21 protein-coding genes are annotated in these 22,496 nt (G+C 64.9%); 15 read left to right on the plus strand and 6 right to left on the minus strand.

Features of this window, described 5'->3' with window-relative positions; translation table 11 throughout:
• Window positions 1-25: 25 nt before the first annotated feature.
• A complete protein-coding gene (locus tag OSH05_RS13715) occupies window positions 26-1,915 on the minus strand; it encodes a peptidylprolyl isomerase (RefSeq protein WP_104219985.1) in 1,890 nt (629 codons plus the stop codon).
• Window positions 1,916-2,117: 202 nt separating this feature from the next.
• Here OSH05_RS13715 and OSH05_RS13720 point away from each other — a divergent pair, with 202 nt between their 5' ends.
• The 5 genes from OSH05_RS13720 (at window position 2,118) to OSH05_RS13740 (ending at window position 5,991) form a co-directional block, all read left to right on the plus strand.
• Entirely contained in the window at window positions 2,118-2,381 is a 264-nt protein-coding gene (locus tag OSH05_RS13720) for a type II toxin-antitoxin system Phd/YefM family antitoxin (protein ID WP_104219984.1), read from the plus strand.
• 69 nt (window positions 2,382-2,450) lie between these two features.
• On the plus strand, window positions 2,451-2,840 hold the full coding sequence (locus OSH05_RS13725) for a type II toxin-antitoxin system VapC family toxin (RefSeq protein WP_165801635.1): 390 nt from the start codon (window positions 2,451-2,453) through the stop codon (window positions 2,838-2,840).
• 16 nt (window positions 2,841-2,856) lie between these two features.
• Window positions 2,857-3,612 (plus strand): triose-phosphate isomerase, encoded by a 756-nt coding sequence (gene tpiA / locus OSH05_RS13730; RefSeq protein ID WP_104219983.1) that lies wholly within the window; start codon window positions 2,857-2,859, stop codon window positions 3,610-3,612.
• Between the two features lie 126 nt (window positions 3,613-3,738).
• Window positions 3,739-4,203 (plus strand): preprotein translocase subunit SecG, encoded by a 465-nt coding sequence (gene secG, locus OSH05_RS13735; RefSeq protein ID WP_104219982.1) that lies wholly within the window; start codon window positions 3,739-3,741, stop codon window positions 4,201-4,203.
• A gap of 159 nt (window positions 4,204-4,362) precedes the next feature.
• Window positions 4,363-5,991 carry a CTP synthase gene (locus OSH05_RS13740; protein WP_104219981.1) on the plus strand — a complete coding sequence of 543 codons (1,629 nt, stop codon included), beginning with the start codon at window positions 4,363-4,365 and terminating at the stop codon, window positions 5,989-5,991.
• 27 nt (window positions 5,992-6,018) lie between these two features.
• Here the strand turns inward: OSH05_RS13740 and OSH05_RS13745 are convergent, their stop codons facing one another.
• From OSH05_RS13745 to efp, 3 genes are all read right to left on the minus strand, one after another.
• Complete coding sequence (locus OSH05_RS13745; protein ID WP_266352459.1) at window positions 6,019-7,323, minus strand: lipase family protein; 1,305 nt, start codon at window positions 7,321-7,323, stop codon at window positions 6,019-6,021.
• A gap of 157 nt (window positions 7,324-7,480) precedes the next feature.
• Window positions 7,481-9,004: a putative bifunctional diguanylate cyclase/phosphodiesterase gene (locus OSH05_RS13750; RefSeq protein WP_133163126.1), complete on the minus strand. Its 1,524-nt coding sequence runs from the start codon at window positions 9,002-9,004 to the stop codon at window positions 7,481-7,483.
• Window positions 9,005-9,235: 231 nt separating this feature from the next.
• Window positions 9,236-9,802, minus strand: coding sequence for an elongation factor P (gene efp, locus OSH05_RS13755; RefSeq protein WP_104219979.1), 567 nt, complete (start codon window positions 9,800-9,802; stop codon window positions 9,236-9,238).
• 116 nt (window positions 9,803-9,918) lie between these two features.
• Here efp and epmA point away from each other — a divergent pair, with 116 nt between their 5' ends.
• The 4 genes from epmA to OSH05_RS13775 all read left to right on the plus strand — a co-directional run bounded on the left by epmA (window position 9,919) and on the right by OSH05_RS13775 (window position 14,383).
• On the plus strand, window positions 9,919-11,004 hold the full coding sequence (epmA, locus tag OSH05_RS13760) for an EF-P lysine aminoacylase EpmA (protein WP_266352462.1): 1,086 nt from the start codon (window positions 9,919-9,921) through the stop codon (window positions 11,002-11,004).
• 17 nt (window positions 11,005-11,021) lie between these two features.
• Window positions 11,022-12,089 carry a lysine-2,3-aminomutase-like protein gene (locus tag OSH05_RS13765; protein WP_104219978.1) on the plus strand — a complete coding sequence of 356 codons (1,068 nt, stop codon included), beginning with the start codon at window positions 11,022-11,024 and terminating at the stop codon, window positions 12,087-12,089.
• Window positions 12,090-12,110: 21 nt separating this feature from the next.
• Window positions 12,111-12,758, plus strand: a complete 648-nt coding sequence (locus OSH05_RS13770; RefSeq protein ID WP_104219977.1) for an FMN-binding negative transcriptional regulator — start codon at window positions 12,111-12,113, stop codon at window positions 12,756-12,758.
• An 86-nt stretch (window positions 12,759-12,844) separates the two neighbouring features.
• Entirely contained in the window at window positions 12,845-14,383 is a 1,539-nt protein-coding gene (locus OSH05_RS13775; protein ID WP_104219976.1) for an amidohydrolase family protein, read from the plus strand.
• Here OSH05_RS13775 and OSH05_RS13780 read toward each other — a convergent pair.
• Complete coding sequence (locus tag OSH05_RS13780; RefSeq protein ID WP_165801632.1) at window positions 14,354-15,274, minus strand: protein-methionine-sulfoxide reductase heme-binding subunit MsrQ; 921 nt, start codon at window positions 15,272-15,274, stop codon at window positions 14,354-14,356. The two genes, OSH05_RS13775 and OSH05_RS13780, sit on opposite strands and share 30 nt — an antisense overlap.
• 201 nt (window positions 15,275-15,475) lie before the next feature.
• Between OSH05_RS13780 and OSH05_RS13785 the strand changes: the two genes are divergently transcribed.
• The 4 genes from OSH05_RS13785 (at window position 15,476) to OSH05_RS13800 (ending at window position 19,201) form a co-directional block, all read left to right on the plus strand.
• On the plus strand, window positions 15,476-16,759 hold the full coding sequence (locus tag OSH05_RS13785) for an efflux RND transporter periplasmic adaptor subunit (protein WP_104219974.1): 1,284 nt from the start codon (window positions 15,476-15,478) through the stop codon (window positions 16,757-16,759).
• A gap of 10 nt (window positions 16,760-16,769) precedes the next feature.
• Complete coding sequence (locus OSH05_RS13790) at window positions 16,770-17,483, plus strand: ABC transporter ATP-binding protein (protein WP_104219973.1); 714 nt, start codon at window positions 16,770-16,772, stop codon at window positions 17,481-17,483.
• On the plus strand, window positions 17,473-18,678 hold the full coding sequence (locus OSH05_RS13795; protein ID WP_104219972.1) for an ABC transporter permease: 1,206 nt from the start codon (window positions 17,473-17,475) through the stop codon (window positions 18,676-18,678). The genes OSH05_RS13790 and OSH05_RS13795 overlap by 11 nt, the downstream gene beginning before the upstream one ends.
• A 91-nt stretch (window positions 18,679-18,769) precedes the next feature.
• Window positions 18,770-19,201: a hypothetical protein gene (locus tag OSH05_RS13800; RefSeq protein ID WP_104219971.1), complete on the plus strand. Its 432-nt coding sequence runs from the start codon at window positions 18,770-18,772 to the stop codon at window positions 19,199-19,201.
• A gap of 10 nt (window positions 19,202-19,211) precedes the next feature.
• On the opposite strand, the gene OSH05_RS13805 is transcribed toward OSH05_RS13800, so the two are convergent.
• Window positions 19,212-20,138, minus strand: coding sequence for a carbohydrate kinase family protein (locus OSH05_RS13805; protein WP_165801631.1), 927 nt, complete (start codon window positions 20,136-20,138; stop codon window positions 19,212-19,214).
• Window positions 20,139-20,333: 195 nt separating this feature from the next.
• On the opposite strand from OSH05_RS13805, the gene OSH05_RS13810 reads away from it, so the two are divergent.
• Both OSH05_RS13810 and glmU read left to right on the plus strand, forming a co-directional pair.
• A complete protein-coding gene (locus tag OSH05_RS13810) occupies window positions 20,334-21,071 on the plus strand; it encodes a cytochrome c biogenesis CcdA family protein (protein WP_104219969.1) in 738 nt (245 codons plus the stop codon).
• A 69-nt stretch (window positions 21,072-21,140) separates the two neighbouring features.
• Complete coding sequence (gene glmU / locus OSH05_RS13815) at window positions 21,141-22,496, plus strand: bifunctional UDP-N-acetylglucosamine diphosphorylase/glucosamine-1-phosphate N-acetyltransferase GlmU (protein WP_104220032.1); 1,356 nt, start codon at window positions 21,141-21,143, stop codon at window positions 22,494-22,496.

Here is a 22,496-nt window from a genome sequence, read left to right on the forward strand (position 1 = left end):
CGTCATCACGGGCTCTATGCCTTCCTCAGCTGGCGCCGATCACGCGCTGCAGCGTCGACTGATTTATGGTCGCTCCGAGCGTGTTCTGCAACTCGTTCACATATTGCTGCAGCAGATCGTTCTGGATCGCCTCGGCAAGCTGCTTCTCGACGGGGGCCTGCTCCGCATTGCCGGCGACATAGGGCGTCTCGGTCACGTCGTCGACCTTGAGCACGATCTGCTCGCCGTCCTTGACGCCGGCCGCTGTGGCGACATGGCCCTTGGGTCCGGCGAAGGCTGCCTTCAGCGCGTCGCTGGAGAAGTCGGCGGGCGGCTTCGATCCGCGCGTCTGGCCGCTATCGGTTTCGACCGTCAGCGACAGGGCTGCGGCAGCCTCGTCGAGCGTCTGCCCCTTGGCTACCTGGTCGGAGACTTCCTTGGCCTTGGCGAGCAGGCGGTCCTCGGTCGTCGCCGCGCGCCACGCGTCGATCACCTTCTGCCGAACCTCGTCCAACGGACGGTCATGCGCCGGGTTGATCGAATTGATCTGGTACCAGACGGAGCCGTTATCGGCCGTCGTCACGGCGGCGTTGTCGATGCCGACATCGCTTTCGAAGGCGGCCTTGAGCAGAGCATCCTTCGCCGGAATGTCGGCGACGGGCTTGCCTTCCGCATCATTGCCGCTGGCATCGACGGCGATCTTGGCGACCTTGAGCTTGTTCTTGGTGGCGATCTCGTCCAGCGTTGCGCCGCCGGCCTTGGCATCCTCGATCGCGTCGCGCAGCACGCTGAGATCGCTCTTGGCGGCGGAGAGCGCGAGGTCGGCCTTGATCTCGTCCTTTACCGCGTCGAACGGCTTGACCTGCTCCGGCATCACATCGCCGACATGGACGATGACCGGGCCGAAGGAACCGATGATGACGTCCGTCGAACTGTTCGCAGGCGCGGCAAAGGCCGCATCGGCAACCTTCGGTTCAATGAGCTTGTCCTTGGTCACGACGCCAAGATCCGTATCCGCGAGCTTGCGGCCCGAACCTTCGACGATGCTCTCGAAGGTCGCTCCGCCCTTGAGGCTCGCCTCGGCGGCGCGCGCCGTGCTCTCGTCGGTGAATGTGAGCTGGTAGACCTGACGGGTCTCCGGCGTCGTGAAGCGGGCCTTGTCGGCGTCATACGCCTTCTGAGCGTCGGCATCGGTGATCGCCGCCGGGTCGACGATATCCACGGCGTCCATCTTCACATAGGCGATGTCGCGCAGTTCCGGCGCGCGCCAATCCGCCTTGTGGTCGTTGTAATAGGCGGTCAGTTCGTCGGCGTTGGGTTGCCCGACATCAGGGATCGCCGAGCTGGGTATTACGATGTAGCGGATCGTCCGGGCCTCGGTCTGGTAGTTATGGAGCGCCGCCGCGAGCGCTGCCGGCACGGTCGCGCCGCCCGAAAGCGAGGCTGCGAGCTGGCGCCGCTTCTCGGACGCCTCGCGCTCCATGACGTAGTCATCCTCCGTCATGCCGCGCTGGCGCAGGCGCTGGACGAAGACCGCGCGGTCGAACGCACCGCCTGGTCCCTTGAAGGCGGGATCGTCCGCGATTTCCTTGACGAGCGTATCCTGTGAGACGCCCAGAGCGAGCGTGGATGCCTGATCGTCGAGCGCTGCCTGCGCCACGAGCCGCGCCAGCACCTGGTTCGGCAGGCCGAACGCCTTGGCCTGGTCCGGCGTGATCTGCTGGCCCATTTGCTGGCTCAGATTATCAATCTGTCCGCGATAGGCACGGTCGAAGTCGATGGTCGATATCTCGGTTCCACCAACCTGAGCGACGGTATTGGTGTTGATGCCCGAAAGCGCCCCGGCAATGCCCCAGATGGCAAAGGAGACAATCAGAATGCCGATCAGGATCTGCGCCACCCAGCCGGAGGCATATCTGCGCATGGTTTCGAGCATCGGTGTTCTCTTGTCTCTCTTCTTCTTGCTTCTCGGTCCGAGCCGCGAGCGCCGCTCGAAAGGATAGTGGCCATAACGGCCGGCCCTCGTTTGGGCGCGCGATCATAGAAAGGTCGGTCCGGCGGAGCAAGACGAGATGGCGAAGCTTGAAAAAACGTAAGGTACGACTTAGTCTAGTCAGACCAGACTAGAGGACGGCGCGATGGCTCAGGTCAATATGTTGGACGCGAAGACGCATCTTTCCCGCCTCGTCGATGCCATTGAGCGCGGGGAAGAGACGGAGGTCATCATTGCCCGCAACGGAAAGCCGGCGGCGCGTCTCGTGCCGATCGAGACGAAGCCCGACGTGAGCAAGCGGCTTGGCCTGCTAGCAGGCAAATATCCCGATATGTCCCTCGAAGAATTCAATGAGCACGATGCGGAGATTGAGGCGCTGTTCAAGGGGAAGGACGATGAAGGATGGTAGGTGGAAGGACATGCGGCGGCGAAAGATGGTCGCGATAGCTCGACCTCACCTGGTGGAGCGACGCGCCTGATGTTCGTACTGCTCGATACTCATATTGCAATCTGGAGTCTTTTGGACTCCCCCAGATTATCGGTCCCAGCCCGGGAAATTATCCGGAACGCTGAGAATACAATCCATGTTTCCGCAGCGACCCTGTGGGAAATTGCGATCAAATATGCTCTGGGGCGCAAGACAGCGCCGCCAATTCCGGCCGCCGAGGCGTCGCGCGCATTTCACGAGGCCGGCTTTCGGTTCGTCGACGTTACTGCCGCTCATGCGCTGACCGTCGAATCGCTGCCGTCCCTCCATGGCGACCCCTTTGACCGGCTGCTCATCGCTCAGGCGCTTACCGAACCGCTGCGCCTCTTGACTCACGACCGGCAGGTGGCCGCATACAGCGATACCGTTCTTCTCGTCTGAACATCAGGATCCATCCATGCGCGTTCGCACCCCGCTCGTCGTCGGGAATTGGAAGATGAATGGCCTCAAGGCCTCAGCTGCCGAACTGGGCCGGATGATAGAGGGCTACGGACCGGAGTTGCGCTGGAAGGTCCAGATGGCGGTATGTCCTCCGGCGACCTTGATCCAGACCTTTTGCGTGGCGGCGCTGGGCTCGCGGATCTGGATCGGCGCGCAGGACTGCAATGCCGATGTGAGCGGCGCCTATACGGGTGACATATCGGCCGAGATGATTGCCGATTGCGGTGGTGGCCTCGTTATTGTCGGCCATTCCGAGCGGCGAACCAAATATGCCGAGTCCGATGCACAGGCGCGCGCCAAGGCCGAGGCCGCACGCCGAGCCGGCCTGGTATCCGTCCTCTGCATCGGCGAGACGGAGGCGGAGCGGCTGGCAGGGGAGGCGATCGCCGTGATCGACAGCCAGCTGGCAGGATCGGTTCCCGATGGCGCCACCGGTTCGAATCTCGTGCTCGCCTATGAGCCGGTCTGGGCGATCGGCACGGGGCTGACGCCGTCGAACGCCGATATCGCCGAGGTGCACGCCCATATCCGCCAGAGACTCGTCGCGCGCTTCGGCCGGGAGGGCGAGAAGATTCGCATCCTCTATGGCGGTTCCGTTAAGCCGGCGAACGCTTCCGAGATTCTTGGGATAGCCGATGTCGATGGTGCGCTCGTCGGTGGCGCGAGCCTCAAGGCGGCGGATTTCCTCGCAATCGCATCGGTCTATGCCTGATGAGGCGACACGTCCGGCTTGCGCTTCCGGGCCGCGCCGCCATATGAAGCCGGGCGCGCTACTGGAAACGGTCGGATCGATCGTGTACAAGGCGCGAAATTCTCAGGATTCCGATTAGAGACATCGATGCAGACAGTCATCATCGTGATCCACCTGATGGTGGTCGTCGCGCTCGTCGCCGTTGTTCTTTTGCAGCGCTCCGAAGGTGGAGCGCTTGGCATTGGCGGGGGTGGAGGCTTCATGACGGCGCGCGGCCAGGCGAATGTGCTGACGCGCACGACAGCCATTCTCGCGGCGGCGTTTTTCATTACGTCGATCGGCCTGACGCTGCTGACGCGCTTCGGCGACCGGCCCGCTTCGATCCTGGACCGCATCCAGAGCCAGTCGACATCGTCGCCCGCAACGCCGGCTTCGTCGTCCGCCGGAGGCATCCTCAACCAGCTTCCCGGCAGCAAGCTCGATACGCAGGGCGCTGCTCCCGCTGCCGCGCCGGCTGCAACCGGTAGCTCGGCGCCGGCCGCCGAGCCGGCTGCGCCTGCCGCGGCGGCTCCTGCTGCTCCTGCCGCGCCGTCGGTTCCGACGACTCAGTAGCGGGCACTACGTTAGAGTTTCCACGTCGCCGCCCGGACATCTGGCGGCGACGTTTCTTTTGGTGGCGATCCAATCGCCGGCCGAGGCGTGCTGCTGAAACCCATGCGCCCGGTTTTTTGTCCAAGCGAATCGGTCGCGGGAAGGCTAGGGTCAGGTTCCATGGCGCGGTACGTATTCATCACCGGCGGCGTGGTCTCATCCCTCGGCAAGGGCATCGCCTCGGCGGCCCTCGGAGCCATGCTCCAGTCGAGAGGATATCGAGTCCGCTTGAGGAAGCTCGATCCCTATCTCAATGTCGATCCGGGAACGATGAGCCCGTATCAGCACGGCGAGGTCTTTGTCACCGACGATGGCGCCGAGACGGATCTCGACCTCGGCCATTATGAGCGCTTCACCGGGCGTCCGGCCTCGAAGGCCGACTCGGTCACCACCGGCAAGATCTATCAGGAGATCATCGCCAAGGAGCGGCGCGGCGATTATCTCGGCGGCACGGTCCAGGTGATCCCGCACGTCACCGACGCCATCAAGGCCTTCGTGCTCTCCGGCAATGACGATGTCGATTTCGTGCTTTGTGAAATCGGCGGAACCGTCGGCGATATCGAGGCGATGCCCTTCCTCGAAGCGATACGCCAGATCGGCAACGAGCTGCCGCGCGGGGACGTCGTCTATATCCACCTGACGCTGATGCCCTACATCCCGAGCGCCGGCGAGTTGAAGACAAAGCCGACGCAGCACTCCGTCAAGGAATTGCGCTCGATCGGCATTCAGCCCGACATCCTGCTCTGCCGCAGCGATCGACCCATTCCAAAGGAAGAGCGGCGCAAGCTCTCGCTCTTCTGCAATGTGCGCGAATCAGCCGTCATCCAGGCGCTGGACGTGCCGCATATCTATGACGTGCCGACGGCCTATCACGCCGAGGGCCTCGACGACGAGGTGCTGGCCGCTTTCGGCATCAAGGGCGCGCCGCCGCCCAATCTCGACCGCTGGAAAGCGCTGACCAACCGGATCCGCAATCCCGAGGGCGAGGTCACCATTGCCGTTGTCGGCAAATATACCGGCCTCAAGGATGCCTACAAATCGCTGATCGAGGCGCTGCAGCACGGTGGCGTCGCCAACAAGGTCAAGGTCAATATCGACTGGATCGAGAGCGAGATCTTCGAGAAGGAAGATCCGGCGCCCTATCTGGAGCGCGTCAACGGCATCCTGGTGCCCGGCGGTTTCGGCGAACGCGGCTCGGAAGGCAAGATCGAGGCGGCCGGCTTCGCGCGGCGCCGCAACGTGCCCTATTTCGGCATTTGCTTCGGCATGCAGATGGCGGTCATCGAGGCGGCGCGCAATCTCGCCGGCATCGAGCACGCGTCCTCGACCGAGTTCGGTCCGACGGATGAGCCTGTCGTTGGCCTGATGACCGAATGGCTGAAGGGCAACATGCTCGAGAGGCGTCATTCGACCGGCGATCTCGGCGGCACGATGCGGCTCGGCGCCTATGAGGCGAAGCTGGAGCCCGGTTCGAAGATCGCGACGATCTATGGTGGCACGACGATCTTCGAGCGGCACCGCCACCGCTACGAGGTCAACATCGAATACAAGGACCAGTTGGAGGCCTGCGGCATGCATTTCGCCGGCATGTCGCCGGACGGTGTCCTGCCCGAGACGGTCGAGTTCCTCGGCCATCCCTGGTTCGTCGGCGTGCAGTACCATCCGGAACTGAAGTCGCGGCCGCTGGACCCGCACCCGCTCTTTGCCTCGTTCATCGCCGCCGCGATCGAGCAGGCCCGGCTGGTCTAGGACGTCCGCCCGTCCTGCACGGCTCGTTCAGCCGCCGGACTTGCAGCCGTCGGCAATCGGCTTGCCGGCGACACGATCCTCGATCCACGGCACATAGAGCGGCGCGGATGCGCCCGGTGTCGAGAAGTGCGTCTGCTCGCCGGGCAGCTGCACGCGCGTAATGTTGCCGCCAAGGCCGCACATCTGCTTGCGGTAGACCTCACCCATGACCGGCGGCACCACCGTGTCGTGCGTGCCCCAGTAGATGATGACGGGTGCGACCGGCTTCACCGGTTCTACGCTGCCCTTGATCAGGGCGTTGGACCAGGCCAGCGCGTTGGTCGGCGTCGTGAGGAGCAGCGACTTGTAGTTCGCACCTACGGCATAGTTCAGCGTGTCCGACGTCACATGCACGCATTTCTGCGAGACGATCGCGTCGATCATCGCCGCGCCGTCCTCGGTGAAGATGTCGGCGAGCTTCAGATCGGGAAACGCAGCCTGACTGCCCCACATGAACATGATGAAGTGGGTGAAGTTGAACACGTTGTCGGAAAAGCTGGCCGTGAGGCCGCCGAGAAGCTTCTCGGCCGATGCTTCGTCCGCCGGGACGGAGGGCGCCGCGGCCGCGACATCGTCGGGCGCCAGTGCGGCGAAGCCGAGGAACTCGACACCGTCGGCCGCGGTTCCCGTCTGGGCGATATAGTCGCCGAGGCTCGCTGCGGCCAGCGTCGCGCCGCCGCCTTGCGACCAGCCATACATGACCGCGGTCTTGCCTGCGCCCGTCTCGCTCATCGAGGCGACGGCGCGGACGGAGTTGATCGCATCGCGCCCGTTTGTGGCCGCGACGGAATATTGGTGCTTTCCGCCGGCTCCGAGGCCCTGATAATCCGTCCCGACGACGACGTAGCCGTCCTTCACGAAGGTCTCGACACTCGGGAGGCCGTAGTCCGTCCAGGAGTTGCCGCCGATCAGGAAGTACTCGTTCAGGGCCTGTGCAGGGTCGGGAACCTGCGAGGGACCGCAATTCTGCGCCGTTCCCGTCGTTCCGTGGGCCCAGGCGATCACCGGGCGCCCTTCCTTCGGTGCCGGTGCCGACGGGGCGACGACGAGGCCCGTGGAGATCGTCTTGCGACCCCCGACATCCGACGAGACATAGGCGATCCGCCAAGCGTGTGCGCCGGGAATGCTGGTTTGGACCGGCTCGCTCTTGAGCACCTTGCCCAGCGGCCCATCCGGTGCGAGCGCGCCGGCGGCCTGATAGAAGGGCGGCATGGCGACGTCTGCGGCGGCAGCATTGGCCGCAAGCAATAGTCCAACGACGCTTAGGCCGATCGCAGTCAATCGATCTGGCACGGAAAGCCTCTCCCTCGTCCGGTTGCCCCTGCCGAAACGCCCATTGCGGCGCATGCGGCAAATGCGGATAGGCGATGGGTCAAGCTTCGCCATGGCCGCACCTATCGTCAAGGACGGTCTTTGGTAAAGCTGAACGACTGGTAACGCGTCGGCGGGGCTACACTGCCAGCCTTGGCATGACACCGATCGGGCTCTGGACGAGTTCTTTCAGCCAGGCGAGCGTCGCGTCGGCCGATTTCGGATGGCCGAAAAGATAGCCCTGACCGATGTCGCAGCCGACATCGCGCAGAATGTCGGCGACATCCGCGATCTCGATGCCTTCCGCTGTGGTCTCCAGGTCGAGCGCATGGGCGAGCTGCACGATGGCGCGGACGATGCGCCAATTGTCGATGTTCTGGCGGGCGCTTTCGACGAAAAGGCGGTCGATCTTCACCCTGTCGATCGGCAGGTCGGAGAGATGACGCAGGCTCGAATAGCCAGTGCCGAAATCATCGAGCGCGACGCCGACACCGACATTGCGCAGCATGGTCAGGCTGACGCGGGCGGTGGAGACCTCGTCGACGAGGGCATTCTCCGTGATCTCCAGCTCGAGCCGGGTCGGATCGACGCCAGCACTCTGCAGGATGGAAAGGATGCGTGTCGCCAGTTGCGGCTCGGCAAACTGGGTCGGCGAAACATTGACCGAAATGCCGAGCGCTCCCGGCCAGGCGCGCGAGTCGGAGCAGGCGGCGGTGAGGATCTGGTAGAAGAGATCACCGACGCGGCCGAGCTCTTCCGCGAGCGGAATGAAGGAAGCCGGCGGGATCAGCCCGTATTGAGGGTGCTGCCAGCGCGCCAGCACCTCGAAACCGGTCAGCCGGCCGTCGTCGAGCGCGATCAGCGGCTGGTAGAAGGGCACGATCTCGCCGCCCGCGATGGCTCGGCGCAAATCTGATTCCAGCGTCGAGCGCAGGCGCAGCGCCTCATCCATGCCTGCCTCGAAAAAGCGGATCGATCCGCGCTTGTCGCGTTTCGCTTCCGTCAGAGCGATGTTCGCCGCCCGCAGCAGTTCCTCACTGTCGGCGTTCTGGAATTCGGAGGTCGCGCCGCCGATCGTCGCGCCGACGCGCAGCAGGCCCTGCGGAATGGAGATCGGCGCGGCGATGCTCTCGGAAACCTTCTGGGCCACTCGGAGTGGAACTTCGCCGCCGGGCTCGTCGCCATCGATCAGGATGGCGAATTCATCGCCCCCGAGACGGGCAATGGTGATGCCCCGGCCGTTCAGGGCGGATATGCGCCGCGCTGTCTCGATCAGGACGAGATCGCCGATGGCATGGCCATGGATCTCGTTGATGTTGCGGAAACGGTCGAGGTCGATCGTCAGCAGGGCGAAATGCGAACCGGTGAGCCGTTGCGCTTCGATCACGCGGCCGAGCTCTTCCAGAAAGGCGCTGCGGTCAAGGAGGCGGGTCAGATGGTCTATCCGGCGGACCGGCTGCGCCGGCGAGTCGCCACGTCCTGATCGCTCCACGCCGAGACGCACGCCATGCCATCGCCGGACGGCATAGGCAGTAAGCGCTCCCAGAACGCCGATCGCGATGCCGAAGGCCGCCGGCTTGATCGCCGATGAGCCGAGACCAATGGCAAACCAGCCGAACAAGACCAGCAGTCCCCAAACTCCCGTAGCCAGACCGATGGCCATGAAGAGGTCGACAGCCCCCCGCGCCCTCACACGCCGCCACTCCTGATGTTGTGCGATCCCGAGCTCGCGCCTGACGGCTTGGGTCGGCGGCACGATGCTCGACGACCGCTCAACAATCGGTTAACCAACCGTGCCGGTCAAGATAGAGGCTTGCTGCAATTCTGCTTTTTAAAACAAAGGGTCCCAACCGTTGCCGGAGGGACCCATGTTCACGTTAACGACGCGGACGGCTCAGTCCTTGGCGCGCTCCACATATGAGCCGTCTTCCGTCATCACGACGATGCGGGTGCCGGGTCCGATATGCGGAGGGACCATCGAGCGGACGCCGTTCGAGAGAATTGCCGGCTTGAACGACGAGGACGCCGTCTGGCCCTTGGTCGTCGGCTCGGTATCGACGACTTCGAGCGTCATGCGCTGCGGCAGCACGATGCCGACGGCCTGCTCCTGGAAGATCGAGAGGCGGACGACCATGCCTTCCTGGAGATAGGGAGCGCTGTCGCCGACCACGTCCTTCGACACGACGATCTGCTCGTAGTTCTCCGTATTCATGAAGGTGAAGTCGTCACCGTCCTTGTAGAGATAGGAGAAATCGCGATCCTCGACGAAGGCGCGCTCGACCTGCTCGGTCGTCTTGTAGCGGTTCGAGATCTTCACGCCGTCCGACAGGCGGCGCATGTCGATCTGCGTGGTCGGCGTGCCCTTGCCCGGGTGGAAGCTCTCGGCGATGAGCACGGCATACAGCTTGCCGTCGACCTCGAGGATGTTGCCCTTACGGACTTGGCTGGCGATGACCTTCACGTAGATTCTTCCTTGATCTCAGGCGCGGAGCCGGAAAACCGGCCTCGGAATGGCGCGCACCATACCGATTCCGCCGCGCCGCGCCAGTCTAAAGTAGTTTGGCGGGTGGTTCGGGAATGCTTGAATCCTCTGTCCGGCTCGGGCAGTTGTTCATCATGACCGTTTCCGCCTCGCCCTGGTGGACGCCAAGCGTCCATGCCGATCGCCGTCCGCTGCTCATGGCGCGGGGTCGGATCAAGGCGCGCATCGCGTCCTATTTCGCGGCTGAGGGCTTCACCGAGGTCGAGTGCGGCCTGCTGCAAGTTTCGCCCGGCAATGAGGCGCATCTGCATGCCTTCGCCACCGAGCGGATCCATCCGGACGGCGGCCGCCGGCCTTATTTCCTGCACACCTCGCCGGAATTCTCGGCCAAGAAGCTGCTTGCCGCCGGCGAGACGCGGATCTGGACGCTCGTCCCGGTATTCCGCAACCGGGAGGCCGGCAACCGCCATGCGGCCGAATTCGCCATGCTGGAATGGTACCGGGTCGGCCAATCCTACGAAACGCTGATGGCTGACTGCGCGAGCTTGATGGCGGCCGCGGCCGATGCGGCGGGCAGCCGGGTATTTCGCCATCGCGGGCTGGAGTGCGATCCCTTCGCCGAGCCCGAGCGGATCGGCGTGTCGGAGGCGTTCCAGCGGTTCGCCGGCATCGATCTGCTGGCGACGATCGAGGCCGGCGGCGCAACGGATCGCGGCGGGCTGGCGGCAATGGCGCAAGCCCGCGGCATCCGCCTCGCCGATGACGACAATTGGAGCGACATCTTCAGTCGCATCTTGAGCGAAAAGGTCGAGCCCAATCTCGGCATCGGCCGGCCGACCATCCTGATGGACTATCCGATCGTCGAGGCGGGACTCGCCCGGCCGAAAATGGACGATTCCCGCCTTTCGGAGCGTTTCGAGCTCTATGGCTGCGCGCTGGAACTGGCCAATGGCTTCGGCGAGCTCACCGATCCGGCCGAGCAGCGCCGCCGCTTCCTGGCCGAGATGGACGAGAAGGAGCGGGTCTATGGCGAACGCTATCCGCTGGACGAGGATTTTCTCGCCGCGCTCGCGATCATGCCAGAGGCCGCCGGCATCGCGCTTGGCTTCGACCGGCTGGTTATGCTGGCGACGGGCGCGTCTCGGATCACCGACGTGATCTGGACACCGATGGCCGAATGACCGAAAGAGGGCGGACCATGCCGCGCTCCCCCGTCGTTCCGATCGATAAGCCGCTCACGCTGCGCACGCCGGCCAGCCTCATCGAGGCAGGCCTTGCGCCGCCGGAAGCGCTTGGCTCGCTGCAGCAGGTCGGTGAGCGCTATGCCATCGCCGTGACGCCTTCCATGGCGGCGCTGATCGATCCGGCGGATCCGAACGATCCGATCGCGCGCCAGTTCATCCCCGATCCGCGCGAGCTGGAATTCCGCCCCGAGGAGCGCGCCGATCCGATCGGCGATGATGCGCACAGCCCCGTTCCCGGCCTCGTGCATCGCTATCCCGACCGGGTCCTGCTGAAGCTCGTCCATGTCTGCGCCGTCTATTGCCGCTTCTGCTTCCGCCGCGAGAGCGTCGGGCCGGGTGGGCCGACGCTGATGGGGGAGGCGGAACTGGAAGCGGCGCTCGCTTATCTGCGCACCCATCCCGAGATCTGGGAGATCGTGCTGACCGGCGGCGATCCGCTCGTCATCGCGCCGCGGAAGCTCGCCGGCCTCCTGGAGAGGCTGGCCGCCGTCGAGCCTGTCCGCATCTTGCGCTTCCACACGCGCGTGCCGATTGTCGACCCGGCGCGGATCACGCCGGAACTGGTGTCCGTGCTCAGGAATTGCGGCAAGACCGTCTATGTCGCGGTCCACGCCAATCATCCGCGCGAGCTGACGGCCGAGGCGCGGGCGGCCCTGGCGCGGCTGGCCGATGCCGGCATCGCTCTGGTCAGCCAGACCGTGCTGCTTAAGGGCATCAATGATGATCCCGAGACGATGGCGGCGCTGATGCGCGGCTTTGTCGAGGCGCGGGTGAAGCCCTACTATCTCCACCATGGTGACCTGGCGCCCGGCACGGCGCATTTCCGCACGTCGATCGACGAGGGTAGGGCACTGATGCGGGCGCTTCGCGGCCGCCTCTCTGGCCTGGCCCAGCCGACCTATGTGCTCGACATTCCCGGTGGCTACGGCAAGGTACCGGTCGGGCCGGACTATGTCGGCGATGGCATCGTCATCGATCCGGACGGCAACGAGCATGCCTATGGCATGGACGGGCAGGGATGAGAGCTATCGGACGCACCCATCATGTATAGGCCGCCGGCGTTCCGCGAGGATCGGCTGGAGGTGCTGCATGCCTTCATTCGCGCTCACCCTCTCGCGATGCTCGTGACTGCCGGGGAGGGTGGGCTGGTGGCCAATCCGATTCCCTTCCTCATCGATCCGGACGGGGCGGAGAAGGGTCTGCTGCGCGCCCATCTCGCCAAGGCGAACGGTCAGCTCGCCGCGCTCCGGGCCGGCGGCGAGGCGATGGTGCTGTTCCAGGGGCCGGACGCCTATGTGACGCCAAGCTGGTACGCGACGAAGCGCGAGCACGGCAAGGTCGTGCCGACCTGGAACTATGCGACCGTCCATGCCTGGGGCACGCCGCGTGTCATCGACGACGAAAGCTGGCTGCGTGGCCAGATCGGCGACTTGACCGACGCACAGGAGCAGCACCGTTCCCATCCTTGGGCGGTCGAGGACGCGCCTGCCGATTTCGTCGCCTCGCAGATCAAGGGGATCGCCGGCCTCGAAATTCCGATCGCGCGCATCGAGGGCAAGTGGAAGGTCAGCCAGAACCGTGCCGCGTCCGACCGCCAGGGCGTCGTCGATGGCCTGCGGCAGCAGACGGCGGACGGCGGGGCGATGGCCGATCTCGTCGAGGAGTGCGGGGATCTGGGCAAGGGCGGCTGACCCGGCTCTGTTCTTGCTTCCCCCTCGCCCGCCGACCTCTCCCTCAGGGAGAGGTGACGAAAACAACGATAGCAAGGGATCGCGTCATGTCCGAATACATCCTCATCCGCGGCGGCAGGCTGCTTGATGCGCCCGGCCGGGCGGCGCCGCTCAAGGATATTCTCGTCAAGGACGGCGCGATTCTGGAGATAGGCGATCCGGGCCTTGCGGCGCCGGAAGGGGCCGAGATCGTCGATGCGAGCCGGCATCTACTGCATCCCGGCCTTGTGAATGGCCATACGCACGGTTCGGGCGCGCTGCTGCGCGGCTTCCGCGATCGCTTCAATCTGGAACTGCTGCTGCTGGTCCTCCCTGCGCGCTTTTCGAACCAGACGCTGCAGATCAAATATCTGAATACTTACCTCGGCGCCGTCGAGATGGCGCTGAAGGGGTGCACGCTCGCCTATGATCTGACCTTCGGCCTGCCGGTTGCGTCGATCGAGGAACTCGTCGTGATGGGGCAGGCCTATCGCGACGCCGGCATCCGGGCGGTGATGGCGCCGATGCTGGCGGACACCAGCTTCTATGCGGCGCAGCCCGGCCTCGTCGATTCGCTGCCGCCCGAATTGCGCGCCCTGATCTCGCAGGATGGCGGCGCCGATACGGCCGAAATCCTGCGGCTGATGGAAGAGGCGCTGAAGACTTGGCCGCATGACCGCGACCATGTGAAGCTCGGCGTCGCGCCGACCATTCCCACGCACTGCTCGGATGAATTGTTACGCGGTTCGGACCGGCTCGTGCGCGACTATGACACCGTCATGCAGAGCCATATTGGCGAGGCCAAATATCAGGTGGTGGCCGCCGAGCAGCGCTATGGCAAGTCCATGCTCGCCCATGTCGACGACCTCGGCCTGATCGGCTCACATTTCTCGGTCGCGCATGGCATCTGGCTCGACGACGACGACATGAAGCGCCTCGCCGACAAGGGCGCCTCGATCTCCCATAATCCGGGTTCGAACATGCGCCTCGGCTCCGGTATCGCGGATTCGCGCCGCATGCTGGAACTGGGCGTCAACCTCGCCATCGGCACCGACGGGCCGGCCTCATCGGATAACCAGAACATGTATGAGGCGATGCGCGCGGCCGCGCAGGTCTCCTTCGTGCGCCAGCCCGACAATCGTCTCTGGCTGACCGCGCCGGAGATCCTGCATGCCGCCACCAAGGGTGGCGCGCGCATGGCCGGCTTCTCCCATGTCGGCGCGATCGAGGTGGGCAAGCGCGCCGATATCGTCTTCCTGACGCTCGACCATCCGAACTGGATGCCGATCAACGACCCGGCCTCTCAGATCGTCTTCACGGAGGACGCGACGGCGGTGCGGCATGTCATGGTCGATGGGCGCTTTATCGTGCGCGACGGCCGCCATGTCTCCGCCGATCTGCCGAAGCTGGCGCACGAGGCCGAGGCGGCGCGCGACCATATGGCGAGCGCCAATGCCAGCGCGACGGCGACGGTCGCGAAGCTGGAAGACGCGGTGTCGGCGTTCTGCCTCGGGCTTTCGTCGAAGCCGTACCGGGTAGAGCGCTATGCCGCCTTTCCGTGCCGCTGCGAGACCCCCTCAGGCTTCGCTGCCGAGGCGGCGGGCTGAACCGCGCTCGCGCTTCGGCTGGCGGGCGGCGATGAGCCGCCGCGCCAGCGCCACCACCAGAACAGCGACGAACACGGCGGCGATGATCCAGGCCGGGCGGGTACCGGCATTGGTCATGAGGTTGGTGGCAAGCACGCGTCCAAGCGGCGCGTGCACCTTCCAGCCATAATAAAAGGCCTCGGCGAAGCCTGCTGCGACGATCATGACGCCGCCGAGGATCACCGTGCCGGGGATCGAGCCGACCTTCGGTGCGCCGAGCCAGGCGGCGCCGAGGCGCCACAGGCCAAGCCAGGTTGCAAGGACGGCGACGGCGATCGGCTCGGTAACGCCGAGCTTCGACTGCAGGAAGAAGTGCACCACGGCGAGCGCGGCGATCGGATAGATCAGGACGTGCAGGCGCCGCCATTCGATCCCGCCCATCCGGCGCATCATGCCGTCGGTCGAAGTGATGGCGAGCGGGATGAGCATGATCAGCGCCAGGAAGCCGATGGCGAGATAGATTCGCGCCAGAATCTCGGTTGCGACCTTGCCGATATCCCAGGAGAGATCTCCGGCATAGGCGATCAGATGGATCACCACATATGCGAAGACCGCGACGCCGAGCGGACGACGGACGAAGACCAGTTCCGGCCATTGCCAGACATGGCGCAGCGGCGTCACGGCGAGCGTTAGCAGCAGGAAACGCACCGCCCAGAGCCCCGCCTGATGGTTGATCTCAATCATCGCCCGCGGCCCCAGCGTGCCGGCGGCCGCCCGCGAGAGGAGCCAGAGACCCGGAAGGAACACGCCGACGAAAACGATGGCCCGGATCCAGGAGAATGCGCCCCGGCGATCCTGCCAGGGAAGGATGCGGGGGCGGGCCTTCGGTTTTGTCGCGCGGGCGTCGGTCATGTCGCTTCGGATCTCCTGCTGTTTCCCGAGATACGCGAAGAAGGCCGGCTTGGTTACAGCCGTCTCGATCAGTCCTGCGTGAACGAAGCGTGCGGAGCGATGAAACAAAACGCAACAAAACAGTGACTCTTGATACAAGTCATTGTTTGACCAACAATTTCTGCCACTGGTAGAAAGCGGTGCAATCAATCGGAATTCGTGATGAAGCCCATGACCGACGACAAGGCCGAAAGCGCGGCGGCCGGTTCCGCCGAGGCGCTCAAGGTCATTCTGGGCGCACCCGCCGGGCGCGGAAAGCGCGGCCATGCGTTCCGCCGCTGGGCGCTCATCATCCTCGCCGTGCTGCTCGCCGCCGCTGCCTTCTGGTATTTCGGCGGAAAGAGCGAGAGCGGCACGCTCTACACGACCGAAAAGGCGACGACCGGCGACCTGACCGTGACCGTCACGGCGACCGGATCGATCCAGCCGATCGAGCAGGTCGATGTCTCCAGCGAGCTTTCAGGCCGCGTGAAGACGGTGCTCGTCGATTATAACAGCCAGGTAAAGGCCGGAGACACGCTGGCCGAGCTGGTAACCGACACGCTTCAGGTCAATGTCCAGAGCGCACGGGCGAAACTTGCCGCCGCCAATGCCAATGTCGCCAAGGCGCATGCGACGATTGCCTCGACGCAGAATATCGTGAATTCGAAGACCGTGCTGGTAGGCCGCAACGTCTCGTCCTCGCAGGAACTGATCGATGCGCAGGCGAACTACGACGCCGCGGTCGCCGCCGAGGACGCCGCCAAGGCCGAGGTTCTGGCGGCGGAGGCGGATCTGAGCCTTGCCGAGACCAATCTTTCCAAGGCGAAGATCGTTTCGCCGATCGACGGCGTCGTGCTGACGCGAAGCGTCGATCCGGGTGCCACGGTCGCCGCCTCGCTATCGGCGCCGGTGCTGTTCGTCATCGCCGGCGATCTGCGGCAGATGGAGTTGCGTGTCGATATCGACGAGGCTGATGTCGGCGAAGTCCGCATCGGCCAGAAGGCTAGCTTCACGGTCGATGCCTTCCCTGAGCGCAGCTTCCCGGCCTCGATCCGCGATGTCCGCTTCGTCTCGGAGACCGTGGATAATGTCGTGACCTATAAGGGCCTGCTGACGGTCGACAATTCCGAACTGCTGCTTCGCCCCGGCATGACTGCGACAGCCGATATCATCGTCGACGAGGTCGCCCAGGCGACGCTGATCCCCAATGCGGCGCTGCGCTATTCGCCGCCCGTGGCTGGAAGCTCCGGCGGCGGCTTTCTGTTCTTTCGCGCGCCGCGGATGAGCGCAGTCACGACGGCCGAGCCGACCGGACACCAGCGCAAAGTCTGGGTTCTGCGCGACAATGTGCCGGCCGCCGTCAACATCGAGACCGGCGCCTCGGACGGCAGCCATACGGTCGTCAAGTCGGGCGATATCAAGCCCGGCGATGCGCTGATCGTCGATTCTTCCAAGGCGAGCTGAGGGCAGGCCGGTGAGCGAGCCGCCTCTGATCGAATTTCGCGATGTCGCCAAGGTCTATGGCGAGGGGGAAGCGCGGGTCGCCGCGCTGTCCGGCGTCAGCTTCGCCATTCGTGCCTCCGAATTCGTCGCCATCATGGGACCGTCCGGTTCCGGCAAGTCGACGACGATGAACATCATCGGCTGCCTCGATAAGCCGAGTTCGGGCGATTACCTGTTCATGGGCATCCCGACCGCAACGCTGGATCGCACCCAATTGACGCTGCTGCGGCGACACCGGCTCGGCTTCGTCTTTCAAGGGTTCAACCTGCTGGCGCGGACCTCGGCGGTGGAAAATGTCGAACTGCCGCTGGTCTATCGCGGCGTCGAGACGGGCGAGCGGCGGAAGCGGGCGCTGCATGCTCTCGCCCGCGTCGGCCTCGCCGACCGGTCCAACCATACTTCGGCGCAACTCTCGGGCGGGCAGCAGCAGCGCGTCGCCATCGCCAGGGCCATCGTGACCGATCCGGCCGTTCTGCTCGCCGACGAGCCGACCGGCAATCTCGACACGAAGACCTCGGCCGAGATCATGGATCTCCTGACCGCGCTCAACCGCGACCAGGGCATCACGGTGATCATGGTGACGCATGAGCCGGACATCGCGACCTATGCGCGGCGAACGATCCGCTTTGTGGATGGCCGGATCGAATCCGACCAGGCGCGAGAGGAGCCGGCCCATGCTCTATGAGGCGTTCAAGCTGGCGCTGAAGGCGATCCGGCGCAATCCGCTGCGATCCTTCCTGACGGTGCTCGGCATCGTGATCGGCGTCGCCGCCGTCATCGCCATGGTCACGATTGGCAACGGCACGACGCAGAAGGTCACGGCCGAGATCGCCAAGCTCGGCACCAACCTGCTCTTCGTCCGGCCCGGCCAGTTCGGGCCCGGCCGCGCGAGCACGACGGCGAAATCCTTCAATGCCCGAGATGTCGCCGCGATCGGCGATCAGGTGAGCGGCCTCAAGGCTGTCGCCGCGGTGTCACAATCGAGCCAGACGGTGATTTATAGCGGCGAGAGCCGCAACAGCACGGTCACCGGCACGACCGCCGATTATTTCACGGCGCTCGATTGGTCGATCGCCAGCGGTCGTACCTTCGTCGATACCGACGAGCGCGGCGGCCGCGCCGTCTGCATCATCGGACAGACGATCGTCAGCAAGCTGTTCGGCTCGTCGGACCCGCTCGGCCAGTCCATCCGCGTCGGCGCCGTCTCCTGCGAGGTGATCGGCACGCTCGCCAAGAAGGGTCAGTCCGGAATGGGCAGCGACCAGGACGATGTGGTGGTCATGCCGCTCAAGACCTTCCAGCGCCGCATCTCTGGCAATACCGAGGTATCGACCATCCTGCTTTCGGCGCGGGACGGCATCTCGACGGCCAAGGTGCAGGGCGACGCCGAGCGGCTGCTGCGCGAGCGGCGCAACATCACCGCCGGCAAGGAAGATGATTTCTCCGTCAACGACATGACGCAGATGCTGCAGACGATGACTGGAACAACGACGCTGCTCACTGGCCTCCTTGGCGCCGTCGCCGCCGTGAGCCTCCTCGTCGGCGGTATCGGCATCATGAACATCATGCTGGTATCGGTGACGGAGCGCACGCGCGAGATCGGCATACGCCTCGCCATCGGCGCGCTGGAAGGGCAGGTGCTGACTCAGTTCCTGGTCGAGGCGACCGTGCTGTCGATCTTCGGCGGCCTCGCCGGCATCCTGCTCGGCCTCGGCCTTGCCTATGGCACCGTGACGGCGCTAGGCGTTCCCTTCGTCGTCAGCGCGGAGATCATCCTGCTCGCCTTCGCCTTCTCCGCGGCGATCGGTATGATCTTCGGCTATTTTCCGGCGCGAAGAGCGGCGCATCTCGACCCGATCGAGGCGCTGCGGCACGAGTAGGCGGCAATACGTGTGGTCGGGGCGGTCTAGCGAATCTATCGACCGAATTTCGCCACTGGAATTTGTCAGGTCAGACTGTCAGGCTAGCTATATGAGCATCTATCCTGCTGACAACTCCGACGTTAGGGACGACATAGTCCATGTGGTTTGGAGCTACCACGACGGTCCTCGCGAAGGGATCGCCGAGTTCAGGGGGTGGCCACATGTGTATAAGTGCCGGTTCAGCGAAGTCACCGACGATTGGACCGACGTTTTCTGGCTGATGAAAATTGAGCCGTCGCTGCTCAAACTTGCCGAAGAGCAATTCGCCATTTTCCGTCGCTGGAAGAACCAGCACGAACTTGGCAGCGTCTCTATCGACAGCCATCCGGCTCTGCCGACGGATCGTGCTCGCTATGACGAGTTAAGGTCCGTAATCGGAGATGGCCTTCAGCTTCAGCCCGAACATTCAATAACCCGACGAGCCCACTTTTCGCTTGGAGGCGCACCGAATGGTCTCACCGTCCGATGGACCTCTCTTTAGCCAAAGGCGCCTACCCCTGTAGTTCCTTGCGCCAGGGCGGGTCGGCGCCGGGGCGGGAGCAGGTGATGGCGGCGACGCGGTTGGCGAAGTCGAGCGCGTCCTTCAGATCGTCATGGCCGATCTGGCGCAGGCGGTCGATCTTCAGGAGGCCCTTTTCGGATAGGTGCGCCAGCATGCCGCCAGTGAAGCTGTCGCCGGCGCCGACCGTATCGGCGATCTTGATGGGTATGACGGGGCTGAGCACCGAGCCGGACCGCGTATAGGCGGTGACGCCGGCGCCGCCACGCGTCACGACGACGAGACCCGCACCGCCCGCCAGCCAGCTTGCCGCGATCGTCTCCGGCGCTTCGCCCGGATGCAGCCAGTCGAGATCAGCGCCTGAGATCTTCACGATGTCGGCGGAGTGGGCAAAGCGCTTGACGCGCGCCTCGAACACCGACCGATCGCTGATCAGGGTCGGCCGGACATTGGGATCATAGCAGATGACGCGTTTGCCGCGATTCTGCTCCATCAACCGTTCCAGGCGGCTGGCGAACGGCTCGGTGGCAAGTGCGAACGAGCCGAAGTGCAACGCCTCTACTTCGCTGCCAATCGGCGTGTGCTCGGCCGGATCATGCAGGCGGCCGGCGGAGTTCTCGTCGAAGAAGGCGTATTGCGGTTCGTCATGCAGCAGGCTGACGAAGGCGAGCGTCGTCGGGCGAGCCGAGCGGCCGGCATATTTCAGGCTGACCTGGCTGCGTTCCAATTCGGCCGCGAGCATTTCGCCGAAGAAATCCGTCGATATGCCGCCGAGAAAGCCGGTCGGGATCCCGAGACGCCCGACCGTCAGCGCGACGTTATAGAGCGACCCTCCGACCTTCGGCAGATAGGAATCGCGCCCGCTCATATCCTTGACCGGCAGGAAATCGATCAACGCCTCGCCGCAGCTTACGATCATTCGTTTTGTCCTCCCGTCGCGCTTTCCTGCCATCTAACGGAATGGCCAGCGAGCGCCAAGAGGCATTCGCGCTGGCCTCGCCTCATCCTCGCGCCGCCCTCGCATATCCGTTACTCCAAAGCCGTCCGCTTTGGCCCTATAACGTCGCGTACCCGGCGCCCGCCGACGATCCGACCGCAGTGAATCCAGGCCACGATGAATTCCGACGTCACGCTCTGGGGGGCCTTTCTTGCCGGCCTCCTCTCCTTCGTCTCGCCCTGCGTGCTGCCGCTGGTGCCGCCCTATCTTTGCTATGTGACCGGGCTGACTATGGAGGAAGTCGCGGGCGGCGTCCCCGATCGGCGCGTCAAGCGCATGGTGATCTTGGCCTCCGGCGCATTCGTGCTCGGTTTCACCACGGTTTTCGTCCTCCTTGGCGCGACTGCATCCGTGCTCGGCCGTCTGGTGGCGCGCTACCAGGATGTGTTCTCGATCGTCGCCGGCCTCGTGATCATCGTCATGGGCCTGCATTTCCTCGGCCTCTTCCGGTTCGCCTTCCTGCAGCGTGAGGCCCGGTTCCGGGTCGACAACCAGCCGGCGGGCCTTGTCGGCGCCTACGTGCTCGGCCTTGCCTTCGCCTTTGGCTGGACGCCCTGCATCGGCCCGGTGCTCGCCGCGATCCTCGCCGTCGCCGGATCGACCGAAACGGTGGCGCGCGGCGCGGGGCTGCTGGCGATCTATTCGCTTGGGCTTGGCATCCCGTTCCTGATTGCCGCTGCCTTCGCCGAAACCTTTATTGTCCATATGCGCCGCTTCCGTCGCCATATGCCGAAGGTCGAGAAAATAATGGGCGGGCTGCTGGTGCTGACCGGAATCCTGTTCCTGACCGGCCAGATGACGCGCATCTCGTTCTGGCTGCTGGAAGCGTTCCCGGGGCTGCAGCAGATCGGGTGACGAGGGTCGCTTGACCGCAACCGCTCGGATCGCGCAATGCTTCCCGCCATCGTAAAGCGGGGTCAAGCCATGTCCGATCGCAGTTCGCTCGCCGTCCTGCTAGCCGCCGGGGAGGGGACGCGTATGCGCTCCGGCCTTCCCAAGGTCCTGCATCCAGTCGCTGGACTGCCGATGATCGGGCATGTGCTGGCCTCGGCGAAATGCGCGGGTATCGAGCGCTTCGCCGTTGTCGTCGGGCCGAGTGCCGAAGGGCTACGCGCGTTCCTGGCGAAGCGCGCGCCGGGGGCGCCCATCTTCGAGCAGACGGAGCGGCGCGGCACGGCCCATGCCGTCCTGGCGGCGCGCGCAGTGCTCTCCGAGCCGGCCGACGACGTGCTGGTGCTCTATGGCGATACGCCGCTGGTGCGCCCCGAGACGCTGGCGCGGCTGCGCGCCGAATTGGCGAAGGGCGCGGCCGTCGTGGTGCTTGGCTTCCGCCCGTCGGACCCCGCGGGTTATGGCCGCCTGTTGGAGAGCGAGGGCCGCCTCGTCGCGATCCGCGAGGAGAAGGACGCTACGGCAGAGGAACGCCAGATCCGCTTCTGCAATGCCGGGCTGATGGCGTTTGCAGGGTCCAGCGTGCTCGACCTGCTGGGCGCGATCGGCAATGCCAACGCAAAGGGCGAATTTTACCTGACCGACGCCGTCGAGATCGCCAACCAACGCGGCCTCGCTGTCATCGCCATCGAGGCTGACGCGGAAGAGGTTGGAGGGGTCAATACAAGGGTCGAACTCGCCGCCGTCGAGGCGATCTGGCAGGCGCGCGCTCGCAAGGCGGCGATGCTGGCCGGCGTCAGCCTCGTCGCGCCCGATACGGTGTTCCTGTCGCATGACACGGTGCTGGAGGCGGATGTCACCATCGAGCCGAATGTCGTCTTCGGCCCCGGGGTCCGCGTCGAGAGCGGCGCCGTGATCCATGCCTTCTCGCATCTGGAAGGGGCGAGGGTCGAGAGCGGCGCGGCGGTCGGGCCCTTCGCGCGGCTGCGCCCCGGTACGGCGCTCGGACCCAAGGCCAAGGTCGGCAATTTCGTCGAGGTCAAGAATGCCGAGATCGGCGCCGGCGCGAAGGTCAGCCACCTGACCTATATCGGCGATGCCAAGGTCGGGGCGGAGGCGAATGTCGGCGCCGGCACGATCACCTGCAATTATGACGGCTTCGACAAGGCGCTGACGATCATCGGCGAGGGCGCCTTCATTGGCTCGAACAGCGCGCTGGTTGCGCCTGTCACCATCGGCGACGGCGCCTATGTCGCCTCGGGCAGCGTCGTCACCGAGGACGTGGCGCCGGATGCCCTCGCGATCGCCCGCGCCCGCCAGGTCGAGAAGCCCGGCTGGGCGGAGCGTTTCCGCGCCTTCAAGGCGACAACAGCGAGGAAGCGGGTGTGA

Origin of the sequence: Kaistia algarum (genome assembly GCF_026343945.1) — a bacterium.
GTDB classification, from domain to species: Bacteria; Pseudomonadota; Alphaproteobacteria; order Rhizobiales; family Kaistiaceae; genus Kaistia; species Kaistia algarum.

What these genes read in the sequence shown, in the direction of transcription:
- OSH05_RS13800 (WP_104219971.1), top strand. Translation starts at nt 18,770, where the DNA reads ATGAGCATCTATCCTGCTGACAACTCCGACGTTAGGGACGACATAGTC.
- OSH05_RS13765 (WP_104219978.1), top strand. Translation starts at nt 11,022, where the DNA reads ATGCCGCGCTCCCCCGTCGTTCCGATCGATAAGCCGCTCACGCTGCGC.
- OSH05_RS13715 (WP_104219985.1), bottom strand. Translation starts at nt 1,915, where the DNA reads ATGCTCGAAACCATGCGCAGATATGCCTCCGGCTGGGTGGCGCAGATC.
- OSH05_RS13720 (WP_104219984.1), top strand. Translation starts at nt 2,118, where the DNA reads ATGGCTCAGGTCAATATGTTGGACGCGAAGACGCATCTTTCCCGCCTC.
- glmU (WP_104220032.1), top strand. Translation starts at nt 21,141, where the DNA reads ATGTCCGATCGCAGTTCGCTCGCCGTCCTGCTAGCCGCCGGGGAGGGG.
- OSH05_RS13795 (WP_104219972.1), top strand. Translation starts at nt 17,473, where the DNA reads ATGCTCTATGAGGCGTTCAAGCTGGCGCTGAAGGCGATCCGGCGCAAT.
- epmA (WP_266352462.1), top strand. Translation starts at nt 9,919, where the DNA reads ATGCTTGAATCCTCTGTCCGGCTCGGGCAGTTGTTCATCATGACCGTT.
- tpiA (WP_104219983.1), top strand. Translation starts at nt 2,857, where the DNA reads ATGCGCGTTCGCACCCCGCTCGTCGTCGGGAATTGGAAGATGAATGGC.
- OSH05_RS13780 (WP_165801632.1), bottom strand. Translation starts at nt 15,274, where the DNA reads ATGACCGACGCCCGCGCGACAAAACCGAAGGCCCGCCCCCGCATCCTT.
- secG (WP_104219982.1), top strand. Translation starts at nt 3,739, where the DNA reads ATGCAGACAGTCATCATCGTGATCCACCTGATGGTGGTCGTCGCGCTC.
- OSH05_RS13805 (WP_165801631.1), bottom strand. Translation starts at nt 20,138, where the DNA reads ATGATCGTAAGCTGCGGCGAGGCGTTGATCGATTTCCTGCCGGTCAAG.
- OSH05_RS13770 (WP_104219977.1), top strand. Translation starts at nt 12,111, where the DNA reads ATGTATAGGCCGCCGGCGTTCCGCGAGGATCGGCTGGAGGTGCTGCAT.
- OSH05_RS13740 (WP_104219981.1), top strand. Translation starts at nt 4,363, where the DNA reads ATGGCGCGGTACGTATTCATCACCGGCGGCGTGGTCTCATCCCTCGGC.
- OSH05_RS13775 (WP_104219976.1), top strand. Translation starts at nt 12,845, where the DNA reads ATGTCCGAATACATCCTCATCCGCGGCGGCAGGCTGCTTGATGCGCCC.
- OSH05_RS13750 (WP_133163126.1), bottom strand. Translation starts at nt 9,004, where the DNA reads ATGGCCATCGGTCTGGCTACGGGAGTTTGGGGACTGCTGGTCTTGTTC.
- OSH05_RS13785 (WP_104219974.1), top strand. Translation starts at nt 15,476, where the DNA reads ATGAAGCCCATGACCGACGACAAGGCCGAAAGCGCGGCGGCCGGTTCC.
- OSH05_RS13810 (WP_104219969.1), top strand. Translation starts at nt 20,334, where the DNA reads ATGAATTCCGACGTCACGCTCTGGGGGGCCTTTCTTGCCGGCCTCCTC.
- OSH05_RS13725 (WP_165801635.1), top strand. Translation starts at nt 2,451, where the DNA reads ATGTTCGTACTGCTCGATACTCATATTGCAATCTGGAGTCTTTTGGAC.